Source organism: Martinezella hainanensis (assembly GCF_900094555.1).
Taxonomy (GTDB): domain Bacteria; phylum Pseudomonadota; class Alphaproteobacteria; order Rhizobiales; family Rhizobiaceae; genus Rhizobium; species Rhizobium hainanense.
Genome location: NZ_FMAC01000009.1, coordinates 25,216 through 40,909 on the forward strand (window position 1 = coordinate 25,216; position 15,694 = coordinate 40,909).

Here is a 15,694-nt window from a genome sequence, read left to right on the forward strand (position 1 = left end):
AATGTTATTACATAATTGAAGGCCCCGGAATGCCCTTTGACCGTGATCCCTTTGCGTCGTCCCTCATGGGGCGCTCGGCTCTGATGCGCCTTGCCTATGTGGCCATTGGCATAGCGATGCTCTGGGCGGCGATCGGCTGGGCGGTGGCGCTGGCATGAGCGATATCGTCCACCTCAACAATCTCACCGTCACCTATGAGCGTCATCCGGCCGTGCACCATATCTCGGGCGGCTTTGCCGCCGGCAGTCTGACGGCGATTGCGGGGCCGAATGGTGCCGGCAAGTCCACGCTGCTCAAGGCGATCGTCGGCGAATTGCGGCCAGCCGAAGGATCGATCGATCGTGGCGTGCTGACGCGCAACGATTTCGGCTATCTGCCGCAAGCAGCCGATATCGTCAGACGCTTTCCGATTTCCGTCGCCGACACGGTCATGCTCGGCGTCTGGAAAAATGCCGGCGCCTTCGGCCGTTTTTCGCGCGAGGACGGCGAGCGGGCACGCGAGGCGCTTTCCATCGTCGGCCTCTCCGGCTTCGAGAACAGGCATATCGGCGCGCTTTCGGCCGGGCAGTTCCAGCGCGTGCTCTTCGCAAGGTTGCTACTGCAGGACGCCCGCGTCATCCTGCTCGACGAACCTTTCACCGCCATCGACCAGCGCACGACGCGCGACCTGCTTGACCTCGTGCTGCAGTGGAACCAGCAGGGACGCACCGTCATCGCCGTCCTGCACGATTTCGAGCAGGTACGCAGCTATTTCCCCGAAACGCTGCTTATCGCCCGCGAACTCGTGGGGTGGGGCAAGACGCAGGATATCATGAGCCCCGCCAATCTCATCAAAGCGCGCGCCATGGCCGAGCGCTGGGATGAGGAGGCCGAGACATGCCTGCCGGAAGAACAGCATGATGAAGACGGCCTCGCGAAGCGGGAGCCGGCCGAATGACCGTCTACGATATCTTCCTCGCGCCCTTTGCGGATTATGGTTTCATGCGGCGCGCGCTGATCGCCTGTGTCTGCCTCGGCCTCGGCTCGGGACCAATCGGCGTCTTCCTGATGCTCAGGCGCATGAGCCTGATGGGCGATGCCATGAGCCATGCAGTTCTGCCCGGCGCTGCCATTGGCTATCTTATCGCTGGTTCGCTGTCGCTGACCGCGATGGGGCTTGGCGGCCTCATTGCCGGCCTTTCGGTGGCGCTGCTTTCCGGCCTCGTCAGCCGCACGACCGTGCTGCAGGAGGATGCGAGCTTTGCCAGCTTCTACCTGACCTCGCTGGCGCTCGGCGTTCTCATCGTGTCGTTGCGCGGCTCCAACATCGATCTGCTGCATGTGCTCTTCGGCACCATTCTCGCAATCGATGCGCCTGCCCTCTACCAGATCGGTGCGATCACCACGGTGACGCTGCTTGCGCTCGCCATCATCTACCGGCCGCTCGTCATGGAATGCTTCGATCCGGGTTTCCTGCGCGCCGTCGGCGGGCGCGGGCCGCTCTATCACTTCCTGTTCCTGCTGCTCGTCGTACTCAATCTGGTGGCAAGCTTCCAGGCGCTTGGCACCTTGATGGCCGTCGGCCTGATGATGCTGCCGGCGGCTGTGGCGCAGCTCTGGTCGCGCAGCCTGCCCGCCATGATGGCAATCGCCACCGGTACGGCGACGGCTTCAGGCTATATCGGTCTCATCGCCTCCTACCATCTCGAATTCGCCTCAGGCCCGACCATCATCATCACGGCCAGCCTGATCTACGGTTTCTCCATTCTTTTCGCACCCTCGGGCCTTGCCCGGCGGTTCTTCCCCCGTCCCCATCTCCGGGGCTAATCCGAACAAGGAGACTCGCATGAACAAAAAGAGACTGCTTCTCTCTGCGGCAGCAACGGCCTTCGTCGCCTTTGGCGTCGCCGCACCAGCCTCCGCCGAGACGCTCAACGTCGTCGCGTCCTTCACCGTGCTTGCCGATGTCGTCAAGCATGTCGGCGGCGATCATGTGAAGGTATCGAGCCTCGTCGGCCCGAACGGCGACCCCCATGAATTCGAGCCGTCCCCGGCAGATGCCAAGACGCTGAACGCCGCCAAGGTCGTCTTCGTCAGTGGCGAGGGTCTCGAAGGCTGGATGGACCGCCTCATCAGCGCCTCCGGCTACAAGGGAACGCCTGTTGTCGCTTCCGAGGGCATCAACACCCGCACCATGGTCGACGACGGCAAGACGGTTACCGATCCGCATGTGTGGAACAGCCCGGTCAATGTGAAAATCTGGGTCGCCAATATCGAAAAGGCTTTGTCCGCGGCCGATCCGGCCGACGCCGCCGATTTCAAGGCCAATGCCGAACGCTATACGAAGGTCCTGACCGAGCTCGACACCTATGCGCACGGCAAATTCGACAAGATCCCGGATGATCGCCGCAAGGTGCTGACCAGCCACGACGCCTTCGGCTATTTCAGCCGCGAATACAAGGTCAGCTTCCTGTCGCCGCTCGGCGTCTCCACGGAAACGGAAGCTTCGGCCGCCAACGTCGCCAAGCTGATCGAGCAGATCAAGACCGAGCATGTGAAGACTTATTTCTTCGAAAACTCGAACGATCCCCGCCTCGTCAAGCAGGTCGCCAAGGCAACCGGCGCCGAGCCCGGCGGCGAGCTCTATGTCGAGGCCCTCTCCAAGTCCAACGGACCGGCTTCGACTTACGAAAAAATGTTCCGTTATAACGTTGACCAGCTTTCCGCAGCTATGGCCAAGTCGAGCTAATCGACCGGAGCCGGTCGCGGATATACCCTCTGCGACCGGCTCCTGGCAGTCATTAGAGCGGTTCAGCTTTTCACAGAATCTCTGAACCGCTCTATCTCTTTGTTTTCACGCAATTCCGGACGGAAAACCGCTGCGCACTTTTCCTGGAATGGCTCTAGAGATTGAAGTCGAATACCATCAGGCCAGCCAGACCGCCGTCCGTGGAAGAAACGATCCGCTCGCCGACGGCAACATGATCTGGATGCACCAGATAGGCATCGCGCGCCTCAGCACTCTCGAAGGTGACGACAAATCCATCGGCGAAGCCACCATGCAGGCCCTCCGGCGAGACATTCGGCCCGTGTTTCACATCGACAATGCCGGGAATGACCTTCTGCAGTGCGACCACCGAGTCGAAGAGAGCTCTCTTCTCGTCCTGTGTCATGGCGGATTTGAGCCGAAGGAAAACGCAATGCAGGATCATAAGTTAGCCTCCCTGGAAATCGGGAGCAGCATAGAGGGAAAGGGCAGCGGGGCAAGGCACCGATTCGCGAACATTGCATTCCAGATTGCGGGGCGAATGGCAACGTGTTCGGCTCGAAGCATAGCTCACGTTGACAGATAGTATTTGGCTGTCGCGGTGATCTCGCGTGTCAATTCACCCAGTCGATCGGCCGCGAGACGGTTCACTTGCCAATATAATGGAATGTCCAACGGCGTACCGGGGATCAGCTCGACCAGGCGCCCGGCCTCCAGATGCTCCCGAACCAGCTGGATAGGGTTCATCCCCCACCCCATGCCTGAAAGGCTGGCATCGACAAACCCTTGTGTCGAAGGCAGCCAGTGGCTCGGATGGGCGAAGTCCTCTCCGAATGTCTGGCGTATCCACCGGCTTTGAAGCCTGTCCTTCTGATTGAAGGTCAAGGCCGGCGCATTCATGATCGCTTCCGGGGTCACGCCCTGTGCAAAATGGCGGGCGATGAAATCGGGGCTCGCCGTCGCATGGTAGCGAAGCGAGCCGAGAGATATGCGCCGGCAACCCTGGATCGGCTTTTCCAGGCCGGTGACGGCTGCAATCACCCGCCCACGCTGCAGCCATTCGGCGGTATGATCCTGGTCGTCGATGGCGATATTCAGCAGATAAGGAGAGCGCTTGGCAAAACCAGACATGGCATCCACGAACCATGTCCCGAGACTGTCGGCATTGGTGGCAATGTGAAGCGTGACCCTTTGCTTGGGCTCGCCGGGATCGACCAGCGCCGGCAGACGGCCGAACAGCTCGTCTTCGAGCATGCCGACATTCTCCATATGACGGCAGAGCCATTCACCCTTCTCCGTCGCGGTGCAGGGGCTGCCCCTGACGATCAGGACGATGCCGAGGCGTTCTTCGAGCTGCTTCACCCGCTGAGAGACGGCCGAGGGCGTAACATTGAGAATGGCCGCCGCTTTTTCGAAGCTACCTGTCTGGACAACCGTAGAGACGGCACGGAGAGCGGAATAATCGAGCATGGATTAGTTTTTCTTAATCGAGATTAGCAACATTAATTAGCCTAAATCCGCTTATGTCGATACCAGAAATGCTCATTGGTTTTGGAGCATTCCGGCAAGCATGAATTTTTCGATCTATATGACGGGCCTGATGATGGGGCTCAGCCTGATTGTCGCGATCGGCGCGCAAAACGCTTTCGTCTTGCGTCAGGGTCTTCGCAACGAGCATGTGTTCGCAGTCTGCCTTGCATGTGCGCTCTCGGATGCTGCGCTCATCGTCCTCGGGGTGACGAGCTTCCGCCAGATTTCCGCCCTGCTGCCCTGGCTCGATCCGGTGATGCGCTATGCGGGAGCTGCCTTCCTCATCTGGTATGGGGCCAAGAGCCTCTATTCCGCCCTTCGTTCGTCCGCGGTGCTGGCTGCCGGAGAGGCGAAATCGTCGAGCTTTCGGGAGACGCTTGCCATGTGTCTGGCGCTCACCTGGCTCAACCCGCATGTCTATCTCGACACGGTCGCGCTGCTTGGCACGATCTCGACCCGGTTTCCGGGACACGAGGTCTCATTTGCGGCGGGTGCCATGACAGGCTCTTTCCTGTTCTTCTTCTCACTCGGCTTCGGTGCGAGGTGGCTGAGGCCGATCTTCGCGAAACCCTCCTCCTGGCGCATTCTGGAAACGCTTATCGCCCTTACCATGTGGATGATCGCCACCAAGCTGCTGAGTGGGGTATGATTTTTGCGGCATATTCCCGGGCAGGTGTTGGCATGGATCGCCTTGAAAAAATGCGACGCTCGGATCGAAGGCCTATGGCTATCATCGGCGGTCGCGCGATGTTAGCCATAGGCGAATTCGGCCCCTGCTTTTCGGGACAGCCGGCTTTCGATCCTCGCCATTATCCGGAGCCTAACAGAGAAGGAAGACAATCGTGACGCTCTTTACTGGTCTTTCGGCTTTTCCAATTACCCCGGCCGACGCTTCCGGGCACGTGGATATTGCAGCGCTCACGCGCCTGCTCGAGCGCATCCGTCATGCCGGCGCAGATTCAATCGGGTTGCTCGGCAGCACGGGCGGCTACGCTTTTCTTTCACGCGACGAGCGCCGACGTGCCGTCCAAGCGGCAACAGCCAGCGTCGGCGGCAAAATCCCGGTCATCGTCGGGGTTGGAGCGCTGCGAACCGACGAGGCACAGGCATTGGCGCGTGACGCCAACGCGGCCGGTGCAGATGGACTACTGCTGGCTCCCATGTCCTATACGCCGCTCCTGGAGGAAGAGGTTTACCAGCACTTCGCTGCCGTCGCGGAGGCCGGCGACCTGCCGCTCTGCATCTACAACAATCCCGGCACGACGAAATTCACATTCAGCCACGCGCTGATTGCGCGGTTAGCGAGAGTGGCAAATATCGCGGCGGTGAAGATGCCTCTGCCGCAAGGAAGCGATTTCAAGGGGGAAATAGCACTTTTGCGCACGGAAACGCCTAAGGGCTTCTCCATTGGCTATAGCGGCGATTGGGGAGCGGCGGCCGGGTTGCTGGCCGGCTCCGACGCCTGGTACAGCGTCGTCGCGGGCCTGCTACCCGCCGAAGCGCTGGCGCTCACAAGGGCGGCCCAAGCCGGCGACACCGCCGAAGCCGAACGGCTCGATCAGAAGTTTCAGCCGCTCTGGAGCCTGTTCAAGGAGTTCGGCAGCTTCCGTGTGATGTACGCGATTGCGGAAGCGCTCGATCTTTGCAGGATCGATCCGCCACGGCCGATCCTGCCACTGCCCGCACAAGAAAGGCCGCGCGTGAGAAGCGCACTCGATCACATCCTGGCATAACCGCCGCGCACCGGCTCATCAGCCTGCTCGTTTCCGGGCGGTCTGCATGGCTTGTCGGAGGGCATCGCGCCTAAAGATTGAAATCGAAGACCATCAGGCCTGCCAGACCGCCATCCGCGGACGAAACAATCCGTTCACCGACGGCGACGTGACCGGGATGCACCAGATAGGCATCGCGCGCCTCGACGCTCTCGAAGGTGACAACAAACCCATCCGCGAAGCCACCATGCAGGCCTTCGGGTGAGACATTCGGCCCATGCTTGACGTCGATAATGCCGGGAATGACCTTCTGCAAGGCGGCGACGGATTCGAAGAGCGCCTTCTTCTCTTCCTGTATCATGGCGGATTTGAGCCGGAGAAAAACGCAATGCAGGATCATAAGTCAGGCTCCCTGGGTGTCGGGGGCAGCATAGAGGGAAAGGGGGATGGGGCAAGATGGGAGTGGTGATGATATTTGGGGCTTTCGATCGCCATGACTGCTTCCGGCCTAAATCTGACTAAGGTCCAGATTCCCTCGTCCACTACCCCGGGGACATGACACACAATACAAGTCCAATTTCAGCACGAGTTACAGTCTGATCAGTTAGGAAGTAGCGTACGATTGTACCGGTTTAAAATCATTCAAAGTGGTTCGCCGTCCTATTGGTGGATTACTTCTGCCTAAGGTTGTGCGTATCGTAGTTCTCTTTCAAAATTAGGAGAGATGAGTCGGGGTGAAGTATGTATCGAAAGATTGTCAAAGTTTTTTTGGGCTCTCCGGGCGATCTAAGTCCAGAAAGAACAGCGGCATCGCGTGTTACCCAAGAGATAAACCGCAATCACGCCGATTTCTGGAATGTTCAGATCGAGTTAGTTGGCTGGGAAGACACCGTATCGCGTTTTGGACGCGCGCAATCGGTCATAAATCAAGACTTGGATCAGTGTGAGTATTTTGTCGGCATGATGTGGCAACGGTGGGGATCGCCTCCAGGCGATGAAACCCATCCATATTCGTCAGGATTTGAGGAAGAATTCCAACGATCGGTTGAACGCCGAGCCAAAACCGGTACGCCTGAGATTTCTCTATTATTCAAAGTACCCGAAGAGGGTCGAATGCAGGACCCCGGAAAGGAGTTGACGAAAGTCTTGCAGTTCAAAAAAGCAGTGATCGACGAAAAGAAAATATTATTTCAGGAATTTCGCGACGTTCCGGACTTCGAGGTGAAATTTAGATCACTGCTAGTTAATTACGTTCAGCGCATGATACTGTCTGAACGTGCTAACGAAGAGAAAACTGAAGCAGGGGCCAAGGGTGAAACCACTGTAACCAAGGGTGTGGCTCTAGAGGATCACGAAACACATTTATTTGTTGAAGAAGCTGCGTCATTTCTACGGGAAATATTGTCTCGTAATGATCCAACCAACACAGTTTCGGCGGCGGACATTGCACGATTGAGGCTTTTGGGCGCCGCCGTCAGGCGAGGAGGTAACGATACTGATACCTTGGGCCCCCATGATGCCAATCTCATCTACGCCGAACAAAGCCAATATACATTAACGAGGGGCGAAATCTCGGGGCTAGTAACTTCAGGAGTTGCACATCTTGGCTCGGAAAATGTCCCACTTTGGGGATGGCTTTTTCAAAGCCAAGACGGTCCGGAGGGCGAACTCGCATGGCAAACGCTAATCCGTGATGATGCACTAAGAGCCCCGCTTATCAAATGCTTTACGAAAGGCAGGTTTCCGTTGAAGGTGGAGGGGCTTCCGCTAGGCCGAGAGCACCTCCTTCAATATTGGCTTGATAGTGACGCAGACGATATAAAGAACGCGACAATTGAGTATCTTGAGTATTGCGGAGACCCTGAAGATTTAAAATTTCTGGAACCGCTCTTCACATCGGTCAATTCCAGCGTAAGTGAGCGAGCAATATTGGCCGCAATAATTATCATCTCTAAGAATAACTTAGATGATGCGTTCGATCTGATTGAAAAGCACGCCGTATCGACTATACCCACACGGGTTTTGAACACCCTATTTGGCCACCCCTCCCAAATCAGAAGCGAACGCCTTGAAGTCTGCCTTTCTCATCGCTCAGCGGACATAAGAAGGCATGCACTCAGAATTCTTTTCAGCCGAGGACAAATTTCCGGGAAGCTCGCCGCCGAGCTTATTGCTGATAATTCGCCGGAGACAAGATATGAGGCCCTCAAGTTGCTACAACGCGACGGTAGAGTTTTTACCCTTGAGGATGCCAAGAAAATCCTCGTCCGCACGACCCGGTCACCTCGGGGTCTCGGTCTATTAATGGGACAAACGACAACTGAAGGCGACGAATTTTATGAGAAATTTGAGCGTGACCATTTTATGCAAAAATCCCGCAAAGATCTTGAAGAACTGACTAAAGAAGCTTCAGTTTATGAATTTGAGGCCAACTACGCGCTGTATGAGAAGCACTACAAAGAGCTGTTTTCGGAAATCGAGCGAAATCTTGATGATGTTTTCAGTACAGAATTTAATACAAGGATGGAGAATTTCCGTCAAAAAATCGGCGCTGAGAATGATATCCTTGTTCGCATTGAGGCGCAGTCCCCGCAGATTCGGAAGGAAATATGCAGGCGCGTTCTTTCAATTGTTTGCAAGCACGCAAACGCTTCAGCCGTCGATCTTGTTCGGCGTATTATAGATCGTGATCAGCCATTCTTTCTTGTTGAGGCAATAGAATATCTAGAGCGACACGGCGCGTGGGAAGATGCGCAACGAATTGCTGATTTTGCGGAACGAAAAAATTACTCTAAGCGAGGCCTGCTGCACTTCGACTCTGAAGAAGAGAAACGTGCAGCAAGAGCAATATTGAAAATTGGCAAGGATCGCATCGCCGATGTTCTATCTCTGAATTTATCATCTGAGATACTTGCTGCCATAATAGAAGGAATGACTAACAAACAATTTTCGGAGTTGTCAAATTCCAATATCCTCAACTTTATGAATTTACAGGCCACAGGAGTTCGGAAAGCTGCGGCATTAAAGGCTACACTTAGTCTCACTAAAAAACGAAATATCGACATCCTAAAAACTTATACGAAAGGCGATAACTATCGATACTATAACGTGATACATTGGCTCGACGTTGCTGTTAACACACCAGTATCCTTCGCGAAGTCATTAGCTATGCGCGAAATTTCGAATGATGACGCATGAAAAGTGTTTGGACGAACTCGGAAATAGGGGAAAATCAGCGGTCATCGCAATGAACGATCGCAGCGCAAGATCGTGGCCGTGAGCACGTACGACCAAAAAGCTCATCATCCCGCGCCAGCCTCGCCACCTCTACCTCTTCTTAAACGGCTCCATCCCCTTGCGCGCCAGCTCGTCGGCCCGCTCGTTTTCGGGATGCCCGGCATGGCCCTTGACCCAATGCAGCGTCACCTTGTGCCTGTTATAGGCCTCGTCCAGTGCCTGCCACAGCTCGGCATTCTTCACCGGCTTCTTGTCCGCGGTCTTCCAGCCGTTTTTCTTCCAGCCAAAAATCCACTTGGTGATGCCGTCCTTGACGTAGACGCTGTCGGTGTAGAGATCGACTTCGCAAGGGCTCTTCAGGGCCGACAGCGCCGAGATCGCCGCCATCAGCTCCATGCGGTTGTTGGTCGTATCGGCCTCGCCGCCGGAGAGTTCCTTTTCCACCTCGCCGTAACGAAGCACCGCGCCCCAGCCGCCGGGACCGGGATTGCCGGAACAGGCGCCGTCGGTAAAAATATCGACGTGCTTCATGCCTTCAGCCCATATTCGGCCGCAGAGGCGATCTGGCGGTGGAAGCGCAGCTTGCGCAGATATTCGATCGGGTCCTTCTTGGTGACCATCGCGCCGGCCGGCGTCGTCAGCCAATCGTAGAGACGCGTCAGGAAGAAGCGCAGCGCCGAGCCGCGCGCAAGCGTTGGCAATGCGGCGATTTCGGCTGCACTCAGCGGCCGCACGCTCTGATAGCCTTCGAGCAGTGCCATGCCCTTGGTGATGTTGTAGGCGTGATCCTTCTCGAAACACCAGGCATTGAGGCAGATCGCGACGTCGTAGGCGAGCTGATCGTTGCAGGCAAAATAGAAGTCGATCAGGCCGGACAGCGTGTCACCCAAGAAGAAGACATTGTCCGGGAAAAGATCAGCATGGATGACACCCTCGCGCAGATCCTTCGGCCAATGTTTTCCGAGGAAATCGAGCTCGCTGCGGATCTCATCCTGCAGGCCAGCCTCGACTTCGTCGGCACGCGCCGCGGACTTTTCCCAAAGCGTCTGCCAGCCAGCAAGCGACAAGGCGTTCGGACGTCGGATGTCAAAACCCTCACCGGCGATGTGCATGGCGGCCAGCGCCTTGCCGACTTCGCGGCAATGATGCGCCTCCGGCTTGCGCAGCCACATGCCTTCGAGAAAGGAGATCAGGGCGGCAGGGCGGCCGGAAAGATGACCGAGCAAGGCGCCGTCGCGGCGCGGCAAGGGCAGCGGGCAGGACAAGCCACGGCTTGCCAGATGCTGCATCAACCCCAGGAAGAACGGCAGATCGCCCTTGTCGACACGCTTTTCGTAAAGCGTCAGGATCAGCGGATCGCGGCTCGTATGCAGCAGGAAGTTCGAATTCTCGACGCCTTCGGCAATGCCTTTGTAGGAGAGCAACTCGCCGACATCATATTCCGTCAGGAACCACTTCAAATCGTCTTCGGTAATATCGGTATAAACGGCCACGAATTATTCCCTTGATACATGCATGCGCCGTAACCACCCGCCCTCGTGGTTCGAGACGGCCCCCTTCGGCGAGCTCAGCGGGGCTTCCTCACCATGAGGGCTAATCTAGGCGTCTTGCGGCGAAACTCACTCCACCTCATCCTGAGGTGCTTTGCCGATGCAGCGTGAGCGCAGGCGGCAAGGCCTCGAAGGACGAGGTGGCCCTCTTATTCTCCGTTGACGAACGCCATATCCGCCGTCGTCAGCTCTATACTGCGAAGCTCGCGATTGACGAGGAAATTCTCGGTTTCCTTCACAGTTTCAGCGAGTTCCACCACGGCATTATAGCGGGCGCGGAACGCTTCGATGATCTCGTTGACGATGACTTCTGGCGCAGATGCACCAGCCGAGAGGCCGACCGTCTCGATATCGCCGATATTGTCCCAGTCGATTTCCGAGGCGCGCTGGACGAGAACGGATTTCTTCGCCCCTGCGCGGAGCGCCACTTCGACGAGACGCTTGGAATTGGACGAATTCGGAGCACCGACGACGATGAAAAGATCGCAGCCGGGAGCTGCCTCCTTCACCACTTCCTGGCGGTTGGTGGTGGCATAGCAGATCGAGTCGGCCGCCGGCGCCGTGAGATTGGGGAAGCGCTCCTGCAACCTTGCAATGACGCCGGCGGTATCGTCAACCGAGAGCGTCGTCTGCGTGACGAAACCGAGATTGTCGGGATCGACCGGCTCGTAGACGTCGGCATCCTCCACCGTCTCGATCAGCGACACGGTACCCTCGGGCAGCTGGCCCATGGTGCCGATCACTTCCGGGTGGCCGGCGTGGCCGATCAGGACGACATGGCGGCCGAGGCGATTGTGGCGCATGGCCTGCTTGTGCACCTTGGAGACCAGCGGACAGGTGGCGTCGAGATAGAAGAGATTGCGCGCATCGGCGTCGGCCGGCACGGATTTCGGCACGCCGTGGGCGGAGAAGACGACGGGCTGGGCGCGATGTTCGGCCGGGATTTCATCCAGTTCCTCGACGAAGATGGCGCCCTTGGCCTCCAGCCCCTCGACGACATAGCGATTGTGCACGATTTCGTGGCGGACATAAACCGGCGCGCCATAGGCCTTTAGCGCCAAAACGACGATCTGGATGGCGCGGTCGACGCCGGCACAGAAGCCGCGCGGCCCGCAGAGCCGGATGGTCAGGTCAGGTTTGGAAACGGCTATGTTCATGTCTCTTCCGAAATGCGCGACAGTGGCTCAGCCATAGATAGGGCTGCGCTGCCGCCTGCTCCATTGAGTCCGCATGACTTTATCGAAAAACCACTGCGCACTTTTTGGGATCATGCTCTAGCCGAATATTCCATCGAAATGAAGCTATTCTATTGCATGTCTCTATTGTGAAGGCGCGTCCGGATGGCGTTTGCGCCACCAGGAGATCGCAACGATGGCAGCCAATGCCACCGCCAGCCCATACCAGGTCACCGCATATTGCAGGTGGTTGTTCGGCAGATCGATGATGGTGACACCGCCAATGGGAAGGCCCGCCGGATTGGGCGTCTTGTCGGCATCGATGAAGAAAGGCAGCACCTTGTCCTTCGGCAGGCCGACGCTAGACGCCATGACGTCCAGATCCTTCCAGAAGAAGATATTCTTGCCGAGATCGTTGTCCGGCATGCCGTCGGGCCTGTCGATTAGTTTGGCACGGGCAAGTCCGGTAACCGTCTGCTCCCCGGTCAATTCACCCTGCTGGCGCTTCTCGGGGTCCTTCGCGTCGGTGGGCACGAAGCCTCTGTTGACGAAGATGTAGCGGCCATCGTCGAGCTGCAGCGGCGTGTAGATGTGATAGCCGGGATCGCCGTCATAGGTCGCAAGGAAATGCCGTTCCTTGTCATTGAGGTAATGGCCTTTGGCCGTGACAACGCGATATTCGATGTCGCCACCGGATGCCGCCATAGTCTCGATCGCCGACACCGGCACGGCCGGTGCATCCTTGCGGGCGGCGATGTCAGCCAGCAAGCCTTCCTTCCATTGAAGCCGCTCGACCTGCCAGGTGCCGAGCCCGACCAGGATAACGAACGCAACAAGCAGGAGCAGCGCCTTGCCGATCTGCCACAGAGGATTGGCGCGACGGACGGGCACCGCGGACTCAGTCACGATGGACGCGCCCTTCAGCGGCATTGTTGCGATATTGCAGAGCGATCAGGATGCCCTTGCACCAACGCAAGGACAGAAGCGAAAGGATGATCGTCAGCGGCGCAAACAGCACGATATAGACCCACACCGGCGGCGCATAATTGATCTGCATCCACAGAACCAGGCCGATGACGATGAAACCGACGATCAGGATGACGAAAACAGCCGGGCCGTCGCCGGCGTCGGCGAAGTCATAATCCAGATTGCAGGCGGCACAGCGCGGCTTCAGCGACAATAATCCATTGAAGAGCTTGCCTTGGCCGCAACGGGGGCAACATCCCTGGATGCCGACCTTGAACGGATCGACTGGCGCAAAGAGAGCGCTGTCGCTATGGGATGCCTCGTCCGGCGTCTTGTCTTGCTCTGAGCTCAAAGTTCTGTCTCGATCGGTCTTGCCATTTGCGGGCGAACCTATTGATCTCGCCCCTGTCATTATCAGTAACCGCGATGTGCGCATCCGTCCAATCGAAAAGCTTGGATACCCATGTCGTTAGTCTGGAATGCATGCGGAAGGAATTGGATTCATGATCCTCAGCAAAGACCGGCCACTTGGCCAGATCGTCATTCTCAACGGTGCGCCGCGGTCCGGAAAGAGCAGCATCGTCGAGGCGATACAGGCTGATTTCGAGGGCGTGTGGGTCAATCTTGGTGTCGACGCCTATGTGCGACATATCACGCCTCCCCGTTACCGTCCGGGTATCGGCTTGCGCCCCGGCGGCGAGCGGCCCGATCTCGAACCGCTTGTTACGCGCTTTTATGCCGCACTCTATGCCTCGATCGCCGCACATAGCCGTATGGGGTTGAATGTGGTCGCCGAGTTTGGTCATCACGACAGCTATTCGCAATCGCTCGGCATCCTTGCCGATTGTGCCCAGCTGCTGACCGGGTTGCCGGTCTTGTTCGTCGGCGTGCGCTGCCCGCTCGATATCGTGATGCAGCGGCGGCTGGCGGAAGGGCCGGAGCGACGGGGCACCTATGTTGCTGTCGAACGCGACATGCCCATCCCTGCGCCTGTTATAGCCTGGCAGGATCATGTTCATCAGCCTGGCATCTACGATCTGGAAGTCGATACGTCGGTGAAAAGCCCCAAGGCTTGCGCCGAGGAAATCCGGCAATTGTTTGCCAGAGGCCCGGCCCATCCCACTGCGTTCGAGAGAATTATCTCAGGGGATTGAGCACACAAAACAAAAGGCGGACGCCGAGCGCCCGCCTTTTGTTTTCCAAAGATCGATACCGATCAGCCGGCCGCAACCGGCGCGCCCCAGCTGCCCCAGATGTAGATGCAGAAGAACAGGAACAGCCAGACGACGTCGACGAAGTGCCAGTACCAGGCCGCTGCCTCGAAGCCGAAATGCTGCTTCGGCGTGAAATCGCCCCGGATGGCGCGGACGAGGCAGACCAGCAGGAAGATCGTTCCGATCAGCACGTGGAAGCCATGGAAGCCTGTCGCCATGAAGAAGGTCGCACCATAAATCGAGTTTTTGAACGCGAAGGGTGCATGCGCATACTCATAGGCCTGAACGCAGGAGAACAGCGCACCGAGCAGCACTGTCAGGGTCAGGCCCTGAATCAGACCCTTGCGGTCGCCATGCAGCAACGCGTGGTGCGCCCAGGTGACCGTGGTTCCTGACAGAAGCAGGATGATGGTGTTGTAGATCGGCAGGTGCCAGGGATCGAGAACCTCAAGGCCCTTCGGCGGGAACTGGCCGCCAAGGAAGGCCGTGCGCGATGCCTGGATGGCCTCGTTCGGGAACAGGCTCACATCGAAATAGGCCCAGAACCAGGCGACGAAGAACATCACCTCGGAGGCGATGAACATGATCATGCCGTAGCGCAGATGCAGCGAGACGACGCGGGTATGCGCCCCCCCATGCGCTTCCTTGATCGTGTCTGTCCACCAGCCGTACATGACGTAGAGGATCACAGCAAGGCCGATGAAGAACAGCCAGGGCTGTGCGAAATTGAGCCCGAGCAGATGCAGCGTGCCGCCGTTCAGGTAGCGCATGAAGCAGACACCGCCGAAGGTGATCACGAAGGCCCCAAAGGCCGCAATGATCGGCCACGGGCTGGGATCGATAATGTGATAGTCGTGTTTTCTCTGATGCGCCTCGGCCATATCAGCAATCCCCGAATAATTTTTCCCATATTGCTTTCGGTCAAACCGAAAAGCACTCTCCATCAAAGTTTCTTTTCCACCGGCTGCACTGCGGCGTCGTTGGATGCCACGGGCTTTGCGCCTTCCCGTGGGTAGTATGTATAGGACAATGTCAGCGCGTTGATCGTCTTGGTTTCCACAGCCTTGGTGATCTCGGGATCGACGTAGAAAACCACCGACATCTCGCGCTTTTCGCCGGGCGCGAGATCCGTCTCGTTGAAGCAGAAGCACTGGACCTTGTTGAAATAGACCCCGGCTTCCAGCGGCGTGACGTTGAAGATCGCCTGGCCGCGCTCCATCTTGTCCGACTTGTTCTCGATCTGGAACTTGACCTCGACCGTCTCGCCGATCTTCGGGCTCACGGATTTCTGCAGCGGCTTGAAATCCCATGGCAGGCCCGGCGCGACATTGGCGTCGAAGGAAACCTGGATCTGCTTGTCGAGGATGACGTTCGAGACCTGCTCGACGCGCTGCGTGGTGCCGTTATAGCCCGTCACCTGGCAGAACATGCGATAGAGCGGCACGGCGGCGGCGCACATGGCGCTCATGCCGACGACGAAGCTCAGGCACATGGCAACGATCATCCCGTTGTTGCGGGTGCCGCTTCTCGTGTCTTTTGTAACCTCCCCCTCCATGACGCCTCC

Annotated in this window: 18 protein-coding genes; 8 read left to right on the forward strand and 10 right to left on the reverse strand. The window is 57.6% G+C overall.

The genetic code is table 11. The features are described 5' to 3' along the window. Positions 1-29: 29 nt before the first annotated feature. From GA0061100_RS35430 to GA0061100_RS24935, 4 genes are read left to right on the forward strand one after another with little or no spacing between them, the layout of a single operon-like run. Positions 30-158: a hypothetical protein gene (locus GA0061100_RS35430; protein WP_280173850.1), complete on the forward strand. Its 129-nt coding sequence runs from the start codon at positions 30-32 to the stop codon at positions 156-158. Then, positions 155-937: a metal ABC transporter ATP-binding protein gene (locus tag GA0061100_RS24925; protein ID WP_075855522.1), complete on the forward strand. Its 783-nt coding sequence runs from the start codon at positions 155-157 to the stop codon at positions 935-937. The genes GA0061100_RS35430 and GA0061100_RS24925 overlap by 4 nt, the downstream gene beginning before the upstream one ends. Then, positions 934-1,806, forward strand: coding sequence for a metal ABC transporter permease (locus GA0061100_RS24930; RefSeq protein ID WP_075855523.1), 873 nt, complete (start codon positions 934-936; stop codon positions 1,804-1,806). Before GA0061100_RS24925 ends, GA0061100_RS24930 begins: the two co-directional genes overlap by 4 nt. A 19-nt stretch (positions 1,807-1,825) precedes the next feature. Beyond that, on the forward strand, positions 1,826-2,728 hold the full coding sequence (locus GA0061100_RS24935; protein ID WP_075855524.1) for a metal ABC transporter solute-binding protein, Zn/Mn family: 903 nt from the start codon (positions 1,826-1,828) through the stop codon (positions 2,726-2,728). Between the two features lie 154 nt (positions 2,729-2,882). Here GA0061100_RS24935 and GA0061100_RS24940 read toward each other — a convergent pair whose 3' ends face one another. Together GA0061100_RS24940 and GA0061100_RS24945 are read right to left on the reverse strand one after the other, a co-directional pair. After that, positions 2,883-3,191, reverse strand: coding sequence for a Dabb family protein (locus tag GA0061100_RS24940; protein ID WP_075855525.1), 309 nt, complete (start codon positions 3,189-3,191; stop codon positions 2,883-2,885). 125 nt (positions 3,192-3,316) lie between these two features. Then, positions 3,317-4,216, reverse strand: a complete 900-nt coding sequence (locus tag GA0061100_RS24945; RefSeq protein WP_075855526.1) for a LysR family transcriptional regulator ArgP — start codon at positions 4,214-4,216, stop codon at positions 3,317-3,319. Positions 4,217-4,316: 100 nt separating this feature from the next. Here GA0061100_RS24945 and GA0061100_RS24950 point away from each other — a divergent pair, with 100 nt between their 5' ends. Continuing rightward, positions 4,317-4,925: a LysE/ArgO family amino acid transporter gene (locus GA0061100_RS24950; protein ID WP_075855527.1), complete on the forward strand. Its 609-nt coding sequence runs from the start codon at positions 4,317-4,319 to the stop codon at positions 4,923-4,925. Positions 4,926-5,118: 193 nt separating this feature from the next. Next, positions 5,119-6,009: a dihydrodipicolinate synthase family protein gene (locus GA0061100_RS24955; RefSeq protein ID WP_075855528.1), complete on the forward strand. Its 891-nt coding sequence runs from the start codon at positions 5,119-5,121 to the stop codon at positions 6,007-6,009. A gap of 70 nt (positions 6,010-6,079) precedes the next feature. Here the strand turns inward: GA0061100_RS24955 and GA0061100_RS24960 are convergent, their stop codons facing one another. Further along, complete coding sequence (locus GA0061100_RS24960) at positions 6,080-6,388, reverse strand: Dabb family protein (protein WP_075855529.1); 309 nt, start codon at positions 6,386-6,388, stop codon at positions 6,080-6,082. Between the two features lie 341 nt (positions 6,389-6,729). On the opposite strand from GA0061100_RS24960, the gene GA0061100_RS24965 reads away from it, so the two are divergent. Then, positions 6,730-9,186 (forward strand): DUF4062 domain-containing protein, encoded by a 2,457-nt coding sequence (locus tag GA0061100_RS24965; protein ID WP_075855530.1) that lies wholly within the window; start codon positions 6,730-6,732, stop codon positions 9,184-9,186. Positions 9,187-9,315: 129 nt separating this feature from the next. Here the strand turns inward: GA0061100_RS24965 and rnhA are convergent, their stop codons facing one another. The 5 genes from rnhA to GA0061100_RS24990 all read right to left on the reverse strand — a co-directional run bounded on the left by rnhA (position 9,316) and on the right by GA0061100_RS24990 (position 13,268). Continuing rightward, positions 9,316-9,756: a ribonuclease HI gene (rnhA, locus tag GA0061100_RS24970; protein ID WP_075855531.1), complete on the reverse strand. Its 441-nt coding sequence runs from the start codon at positions 9,754-9,756 to the stop codon at positions 9,316-9,318. Then, positions 9,753-10,718, reverse strand: a complete 966-nt coding sequence (locus GA0061100_RS24975) for a homoserine kinase (protein ID WP_075855532.1) — start codon at positions 10,716-10,718, stop codon at positions 9,753-9,755. The genes rnhA and GA0061100_RS24975 overlap by 4 nt, the downstream gene beginning before the upstream one ends. Before the next feature lie 206 nt (positions 10,719-10,924). After that, positions 10,925-11,932 carry a 4-hydroxy-3-methylbut-2-enyl diphosphate reductase gene (gene ispH, locus GA0061100_RS24980; protein WP_075855533.1) on the reverse strand — a complete coding sequence of 336 codons (1,008 nt, stop codon included), beginning with the start codon at positions 11,930-11,932 and terminating at the stop codon, positions 10,925-10,927. 162 nt (positions 11,933-12,094) lie between these two features. Then, a complete protein-coding gene (locus GA0061100_RS24985) occupies positions 12,095-12,856 on the reverse strand; it encodes an SURF1 family protein (protein ID WP_143525532.1) in 762 nt (253 codons plus the stop codon). Continuing rightward, positions 12,849-13,268 carry a DUF983 domain-containing protein gene (locus GA0061100_RS24990; RefSeq protein WP_075855535.1) on the reverse strand — a complete coding sequence of 140 codons (420 nt, stop codon included), beginning with the start codon at positions 13,266-13,268 and terminating at the stop codon, positions 12,849-12,851. Before GA0061100_RS24990 ends, GA0061100_RS24985 begins: the two co-directional genes overlap by 8 nt. Before the next feature lie 151 nt (positions 13,269-13,419). Between GA0061100_RS24990 and GA0061100_RS24995 the strand changes: the two genes are divergently transcribed. Further along, entirely contained in the window at positions 13,420-14,070 is a 651-nt protein-coding gene (locus tag GA0061100_RS24995) for a chloramphenicol phosphotransferase CPT family protein (protein WP_075855739.1), read from the forward strand. Between the two features lie 62 nt (positions 14,071-14,132). Here GA0061100_RS24995 and GA0061100_RS25000 read toward each other — a convergent pair whose 3' ends face one another. Together GA0061100_RS25000 and GA0061100_RS25005 are read right to left on the reverse strand one after the other, a co-directional pair. Beyond that, positions 14,133-15,011: a cytochrome c oxidase subunit 3 gene (locus GA0061100_RS25000; protein ID WP_075855740.1), complete on the reverse strand. Its 879-nt coding sequence runs from the start codon at positions 15,009-15,011 to the stop codon at positions 14,133-14,135. A 62-nt stretch (positions 15,012-15,073) separates the two neighbouring features. After that, positions 15,074-15,685, reverse strand: a complete 612-nt coding sequence (locus GA0061100_RS25005; RefSeq protein ID WP_075855536.1) for a cytochrome c oxidase assembly protein — start codon at positions 15,683-15,685, stop codon at positions 15,074-15,076. Positions 15,686-15,694: the final 9 nt, after the last annotated feature.

What these genes read in the sequence shown, in the direction of transcription:
- GA0061100_RS35430 (WP_280173850.1), top strand. Translation starts at nt 30, where the DNA reads ATGCCCTTTGACCGTGATCCCTTTGCGTCGTCCCTCATGGGGCGCTCG.
- GA0061100_RS24925 (WP_075855522.1), top strand. Translation starts at nt 155, where the DNA reads ATGAGCGATATCGTCCACCTCAACAATCTCACCGTCACCTATGAGCGT.
- GA0061100_RS24930 (WP_075855523.1), top strand. Translation starts at nt 934, where the DNA reads ATGACCGTCTACGATATCTTCCTCGCGCCCTTTGCGGATTATGGTTTC.
- GA0061100_RS24935 (WP_075855524.1), top strand. Translation starts at nt 1,826, where the DNA reads ATGAACAAAAAGAGACTGCTTCTCTCTGCGGCAGCAACGGCCTTCGTC.
- GA0061100_RS24940 (WP_075855525.1), bottom strand. Translation starts at nt 3,191, where the DNA reads ATGATCCTGCATTGCGTTTTCCTTCGGCTCAAATCCGCCATGACACAG.
- GA0061100_RS24945 (WP_075855526.1), bottom strand. Translation starts at nt 4,216, where the DNA reads ATGCTCGATTATTCCGCTCTCCGTGCCGTCTCTACGGTTGTCCAGACA.
- GA0061100_RS24950 (WP_075855527.1), top strand. Translation starts at nt 4,317, where the DNA reads ATGAATTTTTCGATCTATATGACGGGCCTGATGATGGGGCTCAGCCTG.
- GA0061100_RS24960 (WP_075855529.1), bottom strand. Translation starts at nt 6,388, where the DNA reads ATGATCCTGCATTGCGTTTTTCTCCGGCTCAAATCCGCCATGATACAG.
- GA0061100_RS24965 (WP_075855530.1), top strand. Translation starts at nt 6,730, where the DNA reads ATGTATCGAAAGATTGTCAAAGTTTTTTTGGGCTCTCCGGGCGATCTA.
- rnhA (WP_075855531.1), bottom strand. Translation starts at nt 9,756, where the DNA reads ATGAAGCACGTCGATATTTTTACCGACGGCGCCTGTTCCGGCAATCCC.
- ispH (WP_075855533.1), bottom strand. Translation starts at nt 11,932, where the DNA reads ATGAACATAGCCGTTTCCAAACCTGACCTGACCATCCGGCTCTGCGGG.
- GA0061100_RS24995 (WP_075855739.1), top strand. Translation starts at nt 13,420, where the DNA reads ATGATCCTCAGCAAAGACCGGCCACTTGGCCAGATCGTCATTCTCAAC.
- GA0061100_RS25000 (WP_075855740.1), bottom strand. Translation starts at nt 15,011, where the DNA reads ATGGCCGAGGCGCATCAGAGAAAACACGACTATCACATTATCGATCCC.
- GA0061100_RS25005 (WP_075855536.1), bottom strand. Translation starts at nt 15,685, where the DNA reads ATGGAGGGGGAGGTTACAAAAGACACGAGAAGCGGCACCCGCAACAAC.